Below are 15,785 nucleotides of genomic sequence, written 5' to 3'. Positions count from 1 at the left end.
CTATTGTCTAGCTGCAGCGCCTAGGGGCTCGGGTCATAAGCCAATCCGTCAAGAAGGTTAAAGAACAACCTTCTCGCCGGCTCGTCTAGACTCACGCCCCTGGGCAAGGCGCTTCCGCTTTTCTATACCAGTATACCTCTTTCCAGTTGATATCATCAAATGAAAGAAACAGTGAGTTTAATTAAAGTGGGATATTTCCATGTTTTTTATATGGCCTGGACTCTTTTTTATTGCGCAGCATTTCCAGCGCTTGAATAATTTTGATTCTTGTTTCCCTTGGGTCGATGACATCATCGACCATGCCTCTGCTGGCCGCCACATATGGATTGGCAAACTTTTCCCGGTATTCATCAATCTTTTGTTGTCTGGTCAGCTCTGGATTATCGCTATTATTAATCTCTTTGGCAAAAATAATATTAGCAGCCCCCTGTGGGCCCATTACAGCGATTTCTGCATTTGGCCAGGCAAATACCAAGTCGGCGCCAATCGATTTACTATTTAACGCCACATACGCTCCGCCATAGGCCTTTCTTAGAATGACGGTAAGCTTCGGAACAGTAGCTTCTGAATAAGCAAATAAAATTTTCGCACCGTGACGGATAATTCCCCCATGCTCCTGCTTAACTCCCGGGAAGAATCCGGTTACATCTTCAAACGTAATAATTGGGATATTAAAAGAATCACAAGTGCGGATAAACCGGGCAGCCTTATCCGAGGAATCAATATCCAAGCCCCCGGCCATCACCTTCGGCTGATTACAGACAAGTCCAACTGATTCACCTTTCATTCTCGCAAATCCAACGACAATATTCCTCGCAAAATCCTTGTGAATTTCCATAAATGAGTCCGCATCCGTTACTTGTTCTATTACTTTACGAACGTCATACGGACGAACAGCATCAAATGGAATCACGTCGGTTAAATCCGGGCGATAATCGTTTTCATGCTCCACCTCATGTCTTGGCGGTTTTTCTTCATTATTCTGCGGCAGATAACTTAGCAGCCTTCGGACATTTTGTAAAACTTCAGTCTCTGACTCAGCTTGGAAATGGGCATTGCCGCTAATGGAGTTATGGACATTTGCCCCGCCAAGGTCCTCTCCAGAAATTTTCTCGCCTGTTACCGTTTCAATCACTTTCGGACCAGTAATAAACATTTGGCTTGTTTTTTCGACCATAAACACAAAATCAGTAATCGCCGGTGAATAAACAGCGCCGCCTGCACACGGACCCATGATTACAGATATTTGCGGGATCACACCTGAGTAAATCGCATTCCGATAAAAGATATGCCCATACCCATCAAGAGAAACCACACCTTCTTGGATACGCGCCCCGCCGGAATCATTAAGACCAACAAATGGGGTGCCGTTCTTCGCGGCAAGATCCATAACATTGGCAATTTTTTTCGCGTGCATTTCACCTAATGCCCCGCCGAACACCGTAAAGTCCTGTGAAAACAGATAAATAGGCCGGCCGTTTACTTTACCAAATCCAGTCACGACTCCGTCTCCTGGTCCTTTTAGCTCATCAAGACCAAAATCATTTGTCCGATGCTCAATGAACGGATTTAATTCGACAAACGTGCCTTTATCTACTAACAGTTCAATTCTTTCTCTCGCTGTTAGTTTCCCCTTTTCATGCTGCTTCTCAATTCGCTCATCGCCTCCGCCAAGCTCAACCTCTCGGCGCTTATCATACAAATCATTAATCTTTTCATAAATGTCGATCATTACCCCTTCATCCCTTTCTTCTCACAAAGCTCGTATAAAACACCAGATGATGATTTTGGATGCATAAAGGCAATATGAGCTCCTCCTGCTCCAAGCCTTGGCTGTTCATCAATCATGCGAATTCCTTTTTCATTCATTTCGCTGATTCGTTCTTCAATCGATTCAACGCCAAGGGCAACATGGTGAATGCCTTCCCCGCGTTTTTCGATAAATTTGGCAATCGGACTTTCCTCCGATGTCGGCTCAAGTAATTCCAGTTTTGTTTGACCTGCTTGTAAAAAAGCAACTTTAACCTTTTGACTGTCAACCTCTTCGATAGCTAACAATGAAAGCTTCAACACATTCGTATAAAAAGGAAGTGTATGTTCGAGAGATTTCACAGCAATTCCAATATGGTCGACTTTTTTAATCATGTATACCCCTCTGTTCCACTTTTAAAATTATTTCGACAATTATTGTATTCGGTAAAAAGTTCATAAATCCTTCCCAAATTGCTAACTAGTTCCGTTGTTCATTTGCGCTTTTCCCTGTACAATAGAAATAAAGCTTTTGAAGTAAAGGGAGGTACCTACATTGCACAAAAAGAAGACAAGGAAAATCATTGTTTATTTAATGCTTTTCGCCATGCTTGCCTCAACTCTCTTAATTGGAATCGGTTCATTACTATAATAAACATATTAAAAAGGGACTGTTCAAATGAACAGTCCCTTTTGCTTATTTGATAGCCCCTTTTTCCTGAGCCAGCTTTTCAAATGATTTTTTTGAAGAGATGACTAATATTTTTGTTCCTAATGGGATTAATGGAAATAGTGAAGAAATAACTTCATTCTGCGAGCGAATACATCCCTGAGAGACATATTTTCCAATTGAAGCAGGCATATTCGTTCCATGAATACCGTAGGTTCGTCCATCCGTTCCTTTTGCATCAAAGCCAATCCACCTGGCCCCAAGTGGGTTGGCAGGGTCCCCACCCGGTAAATTTCCCCTTCGAAAATAAGGATTTTTTGCTTTTACCGTTATCGTAAAAAGACCTTCAGGTGTTAACTCTTGCGTCATACCCGTGCCGACGCTTACAACCGTTTGGACTTTGTTTTCACTAATAAAGGCCAGTTCATTTCTACTTTTATTGACAATAACGAACGGATCACCAGGAACAGGGTTTGGTCCCAGCGGCCATAATGGTGAAAGGAAAAAAGTCATCAGGATTGGCGATAAGATTTTTAACAAACCATCCACCTGCCTCTTTTTTCCTAGTTTGCTTCAAATTTCTTTATTTCATTCACTTTCTTTTTTTTCGCTTGAAAGGAACTTTTAATGATCAAATAGTCGTTGATTTCGTTGACTAATTGCAAGAGTGCTGCCCTGGTTTCAAATTCCTCTCTGGTTTTCGGCAGCTCCATTTCTTCAAATTCCTTTTTCATCGCGTTTAATTTATCAATATATAGATGCGCCGTATTCCCAGGGTGAATATTTTCAGATAGTTCCTCAAGAAAATCAGCAATCATTTTCCCCTGTTTTACTTTGCTTGTTATCGATATAACAAGAGGTAACAACCGTTCGATTATTTCAAATTGTTTTTCTCTCATTTTAAAATAGTGAAAATAAATATTTACTTCTTTTAAAAAGTGATTTTCCACATCTCTTAAAGCCAACATTTTGGCCTCATCAAGCAAACGAGCACTTTCGGTAATCTCTTTGCCCTCCCAATTGCTTTCTCCTGTTCTTAAGTAACGCACCATTTCACAGAAAATAATCTTAAAATTTCCCTCGATTTTACGTTGATAGTCCCTCAATATTTTTTCAACGCTCGGCATATAAAGATTAATCAGCAGAGCAACACCTATACCCACAGTGATTACCCCAAGCTCATTTAAAAAAATTGCTAATGATATTTTGTGAGCCATATAGATGTGCAAAATAATAACGCTGCTTGTGACAACCCCATCTTTTGCCCTCAGCATAACAAGAGTTGGAATAAAGAATAACAGCATTAATCCGATAACAAGCGGATGGTAGGCAATCCCCTCAAAAAACACGGCAGAAAAAGGCATGGCTAAAACACAGGCTAAAAATCGATCCCATGCCGTTCGAAGCGATCTCCTTTTCGTCACCTGAATACATAAAATCGTTAAAATACCTGCCGAAGCAAAGTTGTGAAACCCGAGCTGCTGCGCGATTAAGATTGAAATAGCCGTGCCTGCAGCCGTTTTAATGGTTCGATATCCAATCCGAAATTTCATATTTCATCTCTCCAAAAAGTAAAAAGATGGTCCTTAAGACCATCTCTAGCATATCCTTATTAAAGCATTTTTTGCAAGAAATCCTGCGCCCTTTTGCTTTTTGGATTGGCGAAGAATTCCTTAGGTGGTGCATCTTCGACAAGGACCCCACCATCAAGAAACAGCACCCTGTCAGCTACTTCTCTTGCAAAGCCCATTTCATGTGTCACGATCGCCATCGTCATGCCCGTATCGGCAAGTGATTTCATTACCTCAAGAACCTCTTTGACCATTTCCGGATCAAGAGCAGACGTTGGTTCATCAAACAGCATAACCTCCGGCTCCATCGCCAACGCTCGGGCAATCGCCACCCGCTGTTTTTGCCCGCCAGATAATTTTGTAGGATATTCATTGGCTTTTTCCGATAAGCCTACTTGTTCCAATAGCTTATAGGCTACTTTTTCCGCTTGATCCTTTGGTAGCCCTTTTACTTTAGTAGGTGCATAAGTAAGATTTTGTAAAACGGTTTTATGCGGAAACAAATGAAAGTGTTGAAAAACCATACCGACATTTTGCCGCACCTTCATAATGTTTGTTTTTTTATCGGTAACATCTTCATTTCCTATCCAAATCTTCCCGTTAGATGGTTCTTCAAGTAGATTCAAACAACGGAGGAAAGTAGATTTACCAGATCCTGAAGGGCCAATGATTGCTACGACTTCCCCTTTATTAATGGAGGTGGAAATGCCTTTTAGAACTTCTAGTTTTCCATAGTTCTTATACAAGTTTTCGATCTTAATCACTGCGTCTCATTCTCCCTTCAAGCGCTTTTCCTAAGAAGGTCAAGGTAATCACCATTAAGTAATATATTAAGCCCGCTATTAATAATGGCTCAAAAAATGAGTAGTTTTCCGCCCCCACTTGATAGGAACGACGCATAATATCCATAACGCCGATTGTGGTAACAATCGCTGATTCCTTTGTTAAGGTGATAAATTCGTTCATCAAAGCCGGCAGAATATTTTTAAGTGCCTGCGGGAGAATGATGTCCCACATCATTTTTCCGTACGGTACTCCTAAGGCCATCGCCGCCTCCTGCTGACCTTTATCAACAGCAAGAATGCCCGCACGAATAATCTCGGAAATATAAGCTCCGGAATTTAGGGCAAATGATAAAATTGCCGCTGTATATGGCTCGATTTGATAGCCAATAATTTGTGGTGAACCATAATAAATCAGCATTAATTGCAAAACTAACGGTGTCCCACGGAAAATCGAGGTATACACATCTGCAACCCAATTGAGAATTTTTATTGAGCTAATTTTAAATAAAGATAAAATGATTCCAAGTACAAACCCCAATACCCCGGCTAATAGTACAATCTGAAGCGTTACTAAAATCCCTTTTAAAATATATGGCATGGAGGGAATGAATGGAGTAAAATCTAAGTTCATTCATCATCGTCCTCTCAAAAATATTTAGAGACGCTCAGAATCGAACGTCTCTCGCGAATCTAGACCTATTGTTCCCCGCCGAACCACTTTACAACCAATTTTTGCAGCTCGCCGTTATCTTTCATTTTCTTTAACTCTTTGTTAAATTTCGCTGTTAGCTCACTGTTTTTCGGAAAGGCAATTGCAGAACCGGCTTCTTTAGGGTCATCACTAAGGGTGAAGCCTGCAAAATCCTTTTCTTTCTCCAAATACCCTTTTGCTACCGTGTCTTCAATTATTGCAGCATCAAAACGGCCTGATTTGATTTCTTGAATTAGATCTGGAATACGATTACGGTTTTCAATTTTAATCGGTGCTTCTTTATTGATTTCCTCTGCTTTCCCTTCTTGAATCGAGCCAAGCTGAACACCAACCGTTTTTCCTTTTAAATCCGCAATCGATTTAATGCCGCTGTCTTTTTTAGAAACTATTAAGTGATGGGCTGTATAATAAATATCGCTGAAATCAACGTTCTTTTTCCTTTTTTCCGTTGGCGTCATTCCCGCTAGGACAAAATCGGCTTGTCCTGATTTCAAGGATTGAACTAAACCACTGAAATCCATATCCTTAACCTTGACTTCGTAACCAAGGTTCTTCGCAATGGCTTTAGCTAAATCGACATCAAAGCCAATAATTTCATCACTTTTTCCTGTTTCAACATATTCAAATGGCGGGTAATCTGCAGAGGTTGCCATAACTAAGACCTTTTTATCTCCGCTTTTCTTGTTTGCTTTATCGCTAGTCCCGCAGGCTGCAAGCAATCCTGCCGTCAACATCATTGTTAATAATAAAATAAAGCCCTTTTTCATTTGTTTTCCTCCTATAAATTATCTGAAAATTCGAACTCGGAATATTCATCATATTTTCAAGATAGATAGATTATTTGATTAATAATTATTCAATGTAATGAATTTTAACACAAACTAATAATTATGCAAATATGTTTTTAAAAATTCGTCCATTTTTTTCACAGTAATTTTTTCCATAGAAAAAGGACTAACCTCCTGATAAGAGATTAGTCCTTACAATTTCAGCTTAATATTCTTCGCAGTATTCATCAAATTCCTTTTGCAGTCTTGATACAACTGTCGCAGCATCGAAGCCTTCAATTTGATGTCTTTCAACCATTGAGAGAATCTTTCCATCTTTTAATAACGCAAAAGATGGTGAGGATGGCGGATAACCGGTAAAAAAGTTTCTTGCCGTTTCAGTTGCTTCCTTATCCTGACCGGCAAAAACGGTAACAAAATGATCTGGACGTTTATCATAATGAACAGCATGGGCTGCTGCAGGACGGGCAATACCGCCGGCACAGCCACAAACGGAATTAATCATTACTAGGGTTGTGCCCTTTTGCTCAAGCGCTTCTTCAACATCCGAAGGTGTTTTCAGTTCTTTATACCCAGCAGACACGATTTCTTGACGTGCCTGTTTAACAACATCATTCATAAAAAAGTTAAAGTCCATGCTCATAAAAAATCACTCCTTAGTGTTTCTACATAACTACATCATATCAGTTAAAGTGTGTTTTTTCCAAATGAAATGATTATTCTTTATTAGTTAAAAAGGTACTAAATAAAGCTTCAACAGCAGCAGCGACCGTCTTTTCTCCTGCAATCACTTCATTTTCCAACTTAGGCAGCTGATTTCTTACCCCACGGTGCTGATAGAAATGAAATTCGAGCTGATCGGTAATCATGGAATAAAGCCATTCTCTTGCCTGGCTTTTCCTTCTTTCATCAAAAACTCCTGATACTTTGCCTGTTAGTTCAAAGGATCGTATGACCTTCCAGATTTCACTGATTCCCTCCTCGGTCACCGAGGAACATGTATATGCTTTTGTCCCCCAGCCCTTTGTTGCGGGCTGTAGAAAGTGAAGGATGCGGTTATACTCTTTCCTTGTCTGCTCTGCTTTCTGCTTATTAGTCCCATCTGCTTTGTGAACAAGAACCGCATCAGCAAGTTCCATGATTCCCTTTTTCATCCCTTGCAATTCATCACCTGCTCCCGTCAGCACAAGGAGCATGAAAAAGTCGACCATATCCCGAATAATGACTTCACTTTGGCCAACTCCAACTGTTTCGATTAAAATCACATCAAAGCCCGCAGCTTCACAAATCAACAGCGATTCCCTTGTTTTCCGGTGGACACCGCCAAGCTTTCCCGAAGTTGGTGAGGGGCGGATGAAGGCTCTGGGGTTTCTCGCCAATTGCTCCATCCGTGTTTTGTCACCTAGAATACTGCCGCCGCTAATACTTGAGCTTGGGTCAATGGCCAAAACAGCAACCCGGTGACCGAGGTCACATAAATAACTCCCGAAGGCTTCAATAAAGGTACTTTTGCCCGCGCCAGGGACACCGGTGATGCCAATGCGAATGGATTTGCCGCCTTTAGGCAGGAGTTTTTGCAAGAGCTGCTGCGCTTTTTGGAAATGCTGTTCGGCATTGCTTTCGACTAGGGTGAGGGCCCTCGCTAGCAGGCTCCTGTCACCTTTTAAAACACCTTCATAAAGTTCATCAACCGCAGGTTCAGCGTTTCTGCGTTTTTGAAAACGGATATTTTTTTGAATCGAAGCAGCTTGGCCTTCATGCTCCTGCCCTTTTCTTACGATACTTGAACAATTTCCAGGATTATTCGGGTCACTCCATTCCGGTTTTTGATCCGCTGCCATTACTCTGACACTTCCTCATAACCAAGTTGTTTATAAATCTCCTTGATTACCTTTTGGGCGGCAACCGGAATAATCGTCCCTGGCCCAAAGATTGCCGATGCACCATGGTCATATAAGAATTGATAATCTTGGGCAGGAATAACTCCGCCAATAACAACCAAAATATCTTCTCTGCCTAATCTTCTAAGTTCCTCCACTAACTGCGGTAACAATGTTTTATGCCCGGCGGCAAGTGAACTCATGCCAATTACATGAACATCGTTTTCAACAGCCTGTAATGCGGTTTCTTCTGCCGTTTGGAACAATGGACCGATATCGACATCGAAGCCAAGATCGGCAAATGCAGTGGCAATGACCTTCGCGCCGCGGTCATGACCGTCCTGGCCCATTTTTGCCACTAATATTCTTGGTCTTCTGCCTTCATTTACAAGAAATTCATCGGTCATTTTTTGTACTTCCGTGATTTCCTCCTCATTGTTAAACGCCGTACTATATACACCGCTAATCGAGCGGATGATTGCTTTATGTCTGCCGGCAGCCTTCTCAAGCGCATCAGAAATTTCACCAAGAGTCGCCCGTACTCTTGCTGCCTGAACTGCGAGCTCCAATAAGTTTTGCTCACCTGTTTCCGCTGCTTTCGTTAAAGCCCTCAGTGCTTCCTCCACATTATGGTCAACACGACTGGCTTTTAAGGAATTTAATTTTTCGATTTGTTTTAAGCGCACAGCCGTATTATCGATATCTAAAATATCAATAGCATCTTCTTTTTCGAGGCGGTAATGATTGACGCCAATAATTGTTTCCTTCCTGGAATCAATTTGCGCCTGTCTTCGGGCAGCCGCCTCCTCAATTCTCATCTTCGGCAGGCCTGTTTCAATTGCCTTCGCCATTCCCCCGAGATTTTCAATCTCTTCAATATGTGTCCAAGCTCTTTGCACCAATTCATCGGTCAATTTTTCCACATAATACGAGCCTGCCCACGGATCAATGACCTTCGTCATTCCCGTTTCTTCTTGTAAAAATAACTGCGTATTGCGGGCGATTCGGGCCGAGAAATCCGTTGGCAAGGCTATTGCTTCATCCAAGGCATTGGTATGCAGTGATTGGGTATGGCCCATTGCTGCTGCATGCGCTTCTATAAGAGTTCGAGTGACATTATTAAACGGATCCTGCTCTGTCAGGCTCCACCCCGAGGTTTGCGAATGGGTTCTTAGTGCCAATGATTTTTCATTCTTTGGATTAAAAGTTTTCATCATCTTTGCCCAAATCAATCTTGCTGCCCGCATCTTGGCTACTTCCATGAAATAATTCATGCCAATCGCCCAGAAAAACGACAGTCTTGGAGCAAAAGAGTCGATTTCTATTCCTGCCTTTAGACCCGTCCTTACGTATTCCAATCCATCTGCAAGTGTATAGGCTAGCTCTAAATCGGCCGGTGCCCCTGCCTCCTGCATGTGATAACCAGAAATACTAATACTATTAAACTTTGGCATGTATTTTGACGTATATTCAAAAATATCCGCAATAATCTTCATCGACATTTCCGGCGGGTAAATATATGTGTTTCGAACCATGTATTCTTTTAAAATATCATTTTGAATCGTTCCGGATAGCTTGTCCTGACTGACTCCCTGTTCTTCGGCAGTGACGATAAAATAAGCGAGTATCGGAAGAACCGCCCCGTTCATCGTCATCGAAACGGACATTTGATCCAGTGGAATTCCGTCAAAAAGCGTCTTCATGTCGAGAACGGAATCGATCGCAACGCCCGCTTTACCAACATCGCCAACCACGCGTGGATGGTCGGAATCATAGCCCCTGTGGGTGGCTAAATCAAAGGCGACTGATAACCCCTTTTGCCCCATTGCAAGATTTCGGCGGTAAAAGGCGTTGCTTTCCTCAGCCGTTGAAAACCCCGCGTATTGTCTGACCGTCCATGGACGATTGACATACATCGTTGGATACGGTCCTCTTGTATAGGGCGGGAGTCCTGGAAGATCATCAATATGCTCTAACCCTTCCCGGTCTTCTTTTGTATAAAGCGGTTTTACGGCGATTTGTTCGTTTGTTTCAAACAATAGGTCCTCAATGGACGTATCAATTTCCTGTTCGACTTTTTCCTGCCATTGTTCTTTTGTCACAAATCTTTGCTCGCCAAACAATTCGATATTTTGAAAATCAGGCTTTTGTTTCTTCAATGGTGTTCACCTCCAGCTCATTCAAGATGTTCGTGTTCGTTTCATAGCAGTTGCTTTTCAGATGAATAAACTGCGTAATCCCTTCGCTAATCCACTGGGATTGATATTCTTTTTCAGGGAGTCCAGCTAAGTAAAAAATCCGTTCAGGGAATTCTGCCTTTAATACCGCTAAGATTTCATGACCAATCGTTTCATACTGATCATTTGTGCCGCAGAAGCAGACGTATTTAGCCGGTAGTTCTGAGACAAATTGGCTAGCATTTCCCAATGATACTATAGGCTTGCTCTTTACAGTTTTGATGCCGCCTGCAGCAAAAAATCCTTTCATAAAATCAAGCCTTGCTTTATGGTGTTTTAGGTCGCCAAGACAAAGCATCCCAACAGATGGTGAAGCAGCTAATTTTTCTTCCAGACGCATTGCCTTGATTCGCAATTCTTCAAATGGTCTGGCTAATCGCTTTGGTTGGACGGCTTCAATCTCTATTAAGGAATTTTCTTCCTTCACAAAATAAGGTTTATCTTTCAAACGTAATTTATTTTGAACATTTTCATCTAAATTCGTATAGACATTTGTTCCGATAATACTTTGCTTTCTTGTTTGAATATCCATATTTCTTTTTTCATAAACAGCCGCTATTTCCTGCTGGAGCCAACTAGATTTTAACACTTCAAGAATGCCGCCAGTTGCTTCGACTTTTTGGAAAAAACCCCATGCTTTTTCAGCTAACTGGTTTGTTAGCGCTTCTACATACCAAGAACCACCGGCGGGGTCAATTACTGTTTTTAGATGCGCCTCTTCTTTTAAGAGCAGTTGGATATTTCTTGCAATCCGCTCGGAAAATGCTGTTTCACCAATGAGTTCATTAAAAGGACTCACATGTAAATATTGGACACCGCCAATTACTGCCGCAAAGGCTTCATTTCCAGCTCTTAGCAAGTTAACATGGGGATCATGAACGGTTTTGGTGAAAGAAGATGTTTCCGCGGCAATCATCATCCCACGGACTTCTTCTTTTGCGCCGTACAGATCGGTTATTCGGTTCCACAGTACTCTTGCTGCCCGCAGTTTAGCTATCTCCATGAAATAATTACTGCCAATTGCGAATTGGAATACCATTTTCGCAAGAATTTCTTCTAGTTCCATCCCGTATTCCTGAAGATTTTCCAAATAATATACCCCTTCGGCCATGGCAATCCCAAGCTCTTGTACCGCATTTGCCCCGCCATTATGGTAAGGAACAGTATCAATTAGGACTGTGCGTAAGTTAGGGAATTTCCCGTTTGATTGTTGAACGTTCTTTACCCAGTTTTTGAAAAATTCTTCGGAAATATGACCTTCTTCAGCAAACAGGGCAATAGGATCGGAACCAATATATCCACTGATTTGGTCGCAGTCATCCAAATCAGCGATTGCCGCAAGAAATTCCGTTTGTAAATCCTTAGTGTTGATTGTAAATGGGTATTGCTGATAAGACTTATCTAGTATGTTTTGTAGGCTTTCCTCCGCTTCAAACAATACCTGCTTCACGTCAAAGGAAATAGCTGATTGTCCTTTTTCAAATGAGAGGTGAAGTTTGTCTCTCAATTCTTCAGTAGTTTGATAGGTAATTCGCTGTGCAGCCTTCCATTCGTTTGTCCTATATCCAAGTGGGAAAATTCCTCTTCTAAAATCTGAACCACCTGGAAATTCTGGAACAGACTGCTCATCCTGTCTTGTATAAAGCGGTTTCAAAACAATATTTTCATATGTAGTAGTTTGAAATGATTCGACCGTTTTGCCTTTTAGAGATTTCTCTGCTTTTTCTATCCAATCATCCTTTGTTTTTAATGAAAAAGACTGATCCTTTATTTTTTCCAAATTACTCATCCCCCTTTCAATTGCACAATTGAAGTAAAATTCAATTAATTCTCCATAATCATATTTTATGGTACAAATAGGATTCAGGCAATGGAAAACGGTCGCCTAAAAACAAACAACCGCTGCACCTGATATGCAGCGGTTGTTTTTTAATAAATCGAAGTTGTTGATTTTGAAGTATTTTCTAGAATTTCCTTAACACGCTGTAAGAAACGACCGCAAACGAGTCCGTCTAATACACGGTGATCTAGTGACATACATAGATTGACCATGTCGCGAACCGCAATCATGCCATTATTCATGACAACCGGGCGCTTGACGATGGACTCAACCTGTAGAATCGCAGCCTGCGGGTAATTAATGATACCCATTGATTGAACAGAGCCGAAAGAGCCTGTATTGTTTACGGTGAAGGTTCCTCCCTGCATATCCTCGGAACGAAGCTTCCCGGTTCTCACCTTCACAGCAAGCTCAGAGATTTCACGGGCAATCCCCTTAATCGTCTTTTCATCCGCATTTTTAATAACAGGAACATAAAGTGCATCTTCTGTCGCAACGGCAATGGAAATATTAATGTCTTTCTTTTGGATAATTTTCTCACCGGCCCACATCGAATTAATTTGCGGGAATTCCTTCAATGCCTGTGCTACAGCTTTGACAAAGAAAGCGAAGAACGTTAAATTGAAGCCTTCTTTTTTCTTAAATTCAACTTTAAGGGTGTTACGGTAGTCAACTAAATTGGTTGCATCGACTTCAATCATTGTCCAGGCATGCGGTGCTTCATGCTTACTGCGCAGCATATTAGCGGCAATCGCTTTGCGGATGCCTGTAACAGGTATCTCAATGTCACCAGCTGCAACCGGGATATTCACTGCCGGTGCAGCTGGTGTTGGTATAGAAACCGGCTGATTAGTAGCTTGTGGGGCTGCAGCCTGGACCGTTGTTTCTGCTAGCTGCTGCGGAGTTTCCACTTTCTGTCCTGCAACCGGAATCGTTCCTGCCTCAATTAATTTCAGCAAGTCTTTCCTTGTAATCCGTCCACCAGCACCGGTGCCTGACACCTGAGTTAAATCAATGCCATGTTCTTGAGAAATCTTCAGAACGGCAGGTGAATAACGAGCTTTGTTTCCTTGGTCCACTTGAATTCCTGACTCTGCACCAATTGTTGCTGCTGCAGGGGTTTTCTCAGCTTTTGCAATTTCCTGAGACTCACCGCCATCGACTTCAATCGTACAAATAATTTCTCCAACTGCTAAGGTATCGCCTTCACCAGCGATTAGCTCTTTAATCACACCTGTAAACGAGGATGGAACCTCTGCGTTCACTTTATCTGTCATTACCTCTGCAAGGGGGTCGTATTTATTGACCTTATCACCAACAGATACCAACCACTTACTGATAGTACCTTCAGTTACACTTTCCCCCAGCTGAGGCATTTTAATTTGTTCGATTGCCACTTATTCATACCTCCTATTGTCTAGCTCCGGCGCCTAGCCCCTCGAGTCGCTTCGGTCATGCTAATGAAGTCAAATTACGACTTCATTGGCATGACCTCCAGCGCTTGTCAGGGCTGCCCAAGCGCCTCCACTATTAATCAATACTCTGCTAGCTCGCGCATTGCTTTTTCTACCTTTTCAGGATTTACCATAAAGAATTTTTCCATCGTTGGTGCATATGGCATTGCCGGTACATCCGGTCCAGCTAGACGCTTAATAGGAGCATCTAATTCAAATAAACAATTTTCAGCAATAATCGCTGACACTTCACTAATAATGCTGCCTTCTTTATTATCCTCGGTCACAAGCAGAACTTTCCCCGTCTTGGATGCAGCTTCAATGATTGCTTCTTTATCAAGAGGATAGACCGTTCGCAAATCAAGAATATGGGCAGAAATTCCATCACCGGCTAATTTCTCCGCTGCTTGAAGGGCAAAATGAACGCAAAGACCATATGTTATAACGGTAATGTCTTCTCCTTCGCGCTTTACATCCGCTTTTCCAATTGGCAAGGTGTAATCATCCGGCGGAACCTCACCCTTAATTAAACGATATGCCCGTTTATGCTCGAAAAATAATACGGGGTCGTTATCGCGAATCGCCGCTTTTAATAAGCCCTTCGCATCATAAGGAGTCGATGGCATCACGATTTTCAAACCAGGCTGATTGGCAAATACTGCTTCAACCGATTGGGAATGATATAGTGCGCCATGAACGCCGCCGCCATACGGTGCACGAATTACCATCGGACAGCTCCAGTCGTTATTCGAACGATAGCGAATTTTAGCTGCTTCAGAGATAATCTGATTAACGGCCGGCATAATAAAATCGGCAAATTGCATTTCGGCAATTGGTCGCATGCCGTACATCGCAGCACCGATTCCGACACCGGCAATCGCTGATTCTGCGAGAGGTGTATCGATGACCCGTTCTTCACCAAATTGCTCATATAAGCCTTGTGTCGCTTTAAATACGCCGCCTTTTACGCCAACGTCTTCTCCGAGTACAAAAACCTTTGGATCTCTTTCCATTTCCTCACGAATGGCCATTGTAATTGAATCTATATATGAAATGATCGCCATGATATGTCCCCCTTACTCTTCCGTGTCCGCATATACATATTTCATTGCTTCTTCTGGTGCTGCATAAGGAGCATTTTCAGCATAATCAGTCGCTTCATTTACCTGCTTCATCACACGGTCATTGATTTCTTTTTCCATTTCATCATTCATAACGCCGGTTTCTTTTAGATAAGCACCAAACGTAATGATTGGATCTTGTGTTTTTGCCTTTGCCACTTCATCTGGGGCACGGTAGGACCGGTCGTCGTCATCAGAAGAATGCGGCGTGAGACGGTAGGAAACTGTTTCAACCAATGTAGGACCTTCCCCGCGGCGCCCGCGGTCAGCCGCCTCTTTAACTGCTTTGTATACTTCCAATGGATCATTCCCATCAACCGTAATTCCCGGCATTCCGTAACCAATCGCACGATCAGACACCTTTTCACAAGCTAATTGTTTTTCAATTGGAACAGAAATCGCATACTTATTATTTTCACACATGAAAATGACAGGCAGTTTATGAACACCAGCGAAGTTAGCCCCTTCATGGAAATCACCTTGATTAGAAGAACCTTCCCCAAAGGTTACAAACGTAACCAGGTCCTTTCTCTCCATTTTTCCGGCAAGGGCAACACCGACTGCGTGCGGAACCTGAGTTGTAACTGGCGATGAACCAGTCACGATCCGATTTTTCTTTTGCCCAAAGTGTCCTGGCATTTGTCTACCGCCTGAATTTGGATCTTCTGCTTTAGCAAAACCTGACAGCATCAGTTCCTTTGGTGTCATCCCAAACGTTAACACGACACCCATATCACGATAATAAGGAAGCACGTAATCTTTTTCCCGATCAAGCGCAAAAGCCGCTCCCACTTGGGCTGCTTCCTGCCCTTGACATGAAATCACAAACGGTATTTTCCCGGCACGGTTCAATAACCACATCCGTTCATCAATACGACGAGCCAAAAGCATCGTTTCATATATTTCCAATACTTTTCCGTCGCTTAAACCTAAAGCTTCATGACGCTTTTCTACCATTAATTTCTTACCTCCCATTTG

At 42.2% G+C, this 15,785-nt stretch carries 15 protein-coding genes; 1 reads left to right on the top strand and 14 read right to left on the bottom strand.

Annotated elements, in window-relative coordinates:
• Nucleotides 1-181: 181 nt before the first annotated feature.
• Together ACFVSW_RS16445 and mce are read right to left on the bottom strand one after the other, a co-directional pair.
• Nucleotides 182-1,732 carry an acyl-CoA carboxylase subunit beta gene (locus ACFVSW_RS16445; protein ID WP_387317738.1) on the bottom strand — a complete coding sequence of 517 codons (1,551 nt, stop codon included), beginning with the start codon at nt 1,730-1,732 and terminating at the stop codon, nt 182-184.
• A complete protein-coding gene (gene mce, locus ACFVSW_RS16440) occupies nt 1,732-2,145 on the bottom strand; it encodes a methylmalonyl-CoA epimerase (RefSeq protein ID WP_387317737.1) in 414 nt (137 codons plus the stop codon). Before mce ends, ACFVSW_RS16445 begins: the two co-directional genes overlap by 1 nt.
• A 160-nt stretch (nt 2,146-2,305) precedes the next feature.
• On the opposite strand from mce, the gene prli42 reads away from it, so the two are divergent.
• The gene (gene prli42 / locus ACFVSW_RS16435) at nt 2,306-2,401 is read left to right on the top strand and encodes a stressosome-associated protein Prli42 (protein WP_387317736.1); all 96 of its coding nucleotides are present in this window, start codon (nt 2,306-2,308) and stop codon (nt 2,399-2,401) included.
• Nucleotides 2,402-2,446: 45 nt separating this feature from the next.
• Here the strand turns inward: prli42 and ACFVSW_RS16430 are convergent, their stop codons facing one another.
• The 12 genes from ACFVSW_RS16430 to ACFVSW_RS16375 form a co-directional block, all read right to left on the bottom strand.
• Nucleotides 2,447-2,959 (bottom strand): L,D-transpeptidase, encoded by a 513-nt coding sequence (locus tag ACFVSW_RS16430; RefSeq protein WP_387317735.1) that lies wholly within the window; start codon nt 2,957-2,959, stop codon nt 2,447-2,449.
• Nucleotides 2,960-2,982: 23 nt separating this feature from the next.
• Nucleotides 2,983-3,972 carry an aromatic acid exporter family protein gene (locus tag ACFVSW_RS16425; protein WP_387317734.1) on the bottom strand — a complete coding sequence of 330 codons (990 nt, stop codon included), beginning with the start codon at nt 3,970-3,972 and terminating at the stop codon, nt 2,983-2,985.
• Between the two features lie 59 nt (nt 3,973-4,031).
• On the bottom strand, nt 4,032-4,754 hold the full coding sequence (locus ACFVSW_RS16420; protein WP_387317733.1) for an amino acid ABC transporter ATP-binding protein: 723 nt from the start codon (nt 4,752-4,754) through the stop codon (nt 4,032-4,034).
• The gene (locus ACFVSW_RS16415) at nt 4,747-5,406 is read right to left on the bottom strand and encodes an amino acid ABC transporter permease (RefSeq protein ID WP_387317732.1); all 660 of its coding nucleotides are present in this window, start codon (nt 5,404-5,406) and stop codon (nt 4,747-4,749) included. Before ACFVSW_RS16415 ends, ACFVSW_RS16420 begins: the two co-directional genes overlap by 8 nt.
• Nucleotides 5,407-5,471: 65 nt before the next feature.
• Nucleotides 5,472-6,254, bottom strand: a complete 783-nt coding sequence (locus tag ACFVSW_RS16410) for a transporter substrate-binding domain-containing protein (protein ID WP_387317731.1) — start codon at nt 6,252-6,254, stop codon at nt 5,472-5,474.
• A 226-nt stretch (nt 6,255-6,480) separates the two neighbouring features.
• Entirely contained in the window at nt 6,481-6,918 is a 438-nt protein-coding gene (locus ACFVSW_RS16405; protein WP_387317730.1) for a BrxA/BrxB family bacilliredoxin, read from the bottom strand.
• A 73-nt stretch (nt 6,919-6,991) separates the two neighbouring features.
• Nucleotides 6,992-8,116 (bottom strand): methylmalonyl Co-A mutase-associated GTPase MeaB, encoded by a 1,125-nt coding sequence (gene meaB / locus ACFVSW_RS16400; RefSeq protein ID WP_387317729.1) that lies wholly within the window; start codon nt 8,114-8,116, stop codon nt 6,992-6,994.
• Entirely contained in the window at nt 8,116-10,257 is a 2,142-nt protein-coding gene (scpA, locus tag ACFVSW_RS16395; protein ID WP_387317816.1) for a methylmalonyl-CoA mutase, read from the bottom strand. Before scpA ends, meaB begins: the two co-directional genes overlap by 1 nt.
• Before the next feature lie 37 nt (nt 10,258-10,294).
• Complete coding sequence (locus tag ACFVSW_RS16390; RefSeq protein ID WP_387317728.1) at nt 10,295-12,181, bottom strand: methylmalonyl-CoA mutase family protein; 1,887 nt, start codon at nt 12,179-12,181, stop codon at nt 10,295-10,297.
• A gap of 140 nt (nt 12,182-12,321) precedes the next feature.
• Complete coding sequence (locus ACFVSW_RS16385) at nt 12,322-13,629, bottom strand: dihydrolipoamide acetyltransferase family protein (RefSeq protein ID WP_387317727.1); 1,308 nt, start codon at nt 13,627-13,629, stop codon at nt 12,322-12,324.
• 137 nt (nt 13,630-13,766) lie between these two features.
• Complete coding sequence (locus tag ACFVSW_RS16380; RefSeq protein ID WP_387317726.1) at nt 13,767-14,750, bottom strand: alpha-ketoacid dehydrogenase subunit beta; 984 nt, start codon at nt 14,748-14,750, stop codon at nt 13,767-13,769.
• Nucleotides 14,751-14,762: 12 nt separating this feature from the next.
• The gene (locus ACFVSW_RS16375) at nt 14,763-15,764 is read right to left on the bottom strand and encodes a thiamine pyrophosphate-dependent dehydrogenase E1 component subunit alpha (protein WP_387317725.1); all 1,002 of its coding nucleotides are present in this window, start codon (nt 15,762-15,764) and stop codon (nt 14,763-14,765) included.
• Nucleotides 15,765-15,785: the final 21 nt, after the last annotated feature.

The organism is Neobacillus sp. NPDC058068, assembly GCF_042885335.1.
In the GTDB taxonomy this organism is placed as follows: Bacteria; Bacillota; Bacilli; order Bacillales; family Cytobacillaceae; genus Neobacillus.
This window is presented reverse-complemented; position numbering and strand designations above follow the sequence as displayed.

Bases quoted from the DNA above. Each gene is read 5' to 3' on its own strand.
- ACFVSW_RS16445 (WP_387317738.1), bottom strand. From the start codon at position 1,732: ATGATCGACATTTATGAAAAGATTAATGATTTGTATGATAAGCGCCGA.
- mce (WP_387317737.1), bottom strand. From the start codon at position 2,145: ATGATTAAAAAAGTCGACCATATTGGAATTGCTGTGAAATCTCTCGAA.
- ACFVSW_RS16425 (WP_387317734.1), bottom strand. From the start codon at position 3,972: ATGAAATTTCGGATTGGATATCGAACCATTAAAACGGCTGCAGGCACG.
- ACFVSW_RS16415 (WP_387317732.1), bottom strand. From the start codon at position 5,406: ATGAACTTAGATTTTACTCCATTCATTCCCTCCATGCCATATATTTTA.
- ACFVSW_RS16410 (WP_387317731.1), bottom strand. From the start codon at position 6,254: ATGAAAAAGGGCTTTATTTTATTATTAACAATGATGTTGACGGCAGGA.
- ACFVSW_RS16405 (WP_387317730.1), bottom strand. From the start codon at position 6,918: ATGAGCATGGACTTTAACTTTTTTATGAATGATGTTGTTAAACAGGCA.
- meaB (WP_387317729.1), bottom strand. From the start codon at position 8,116: ATGGCAGCGGATCAAAAACCGGAATGGAGTGACCCGAATAATCCTGGA.
- ACFVSW_RS16390 (WP_387317728.1), bottom strand. From the start codon at position 12,181: ATGAGTAATTTGGAAAAAATAAAGGATCAGTCTTTTTCATTAAAAACA.
- ACFVSW_RS16380 (WP_387317726.1), bottom strand. From the start codon at position 14,750: ATGGCGATCATTTCATATATAGATTCAATTACAATGGCCATTCGTGAG.
- ACFVSW_RS16375 (WP_387317725.1), bottom strand. From the start codon at position 15,764: ATGGTAGAAAAGCGTCATGAAGCTTTAGGTTTAAGCGACGGAAAAGTA.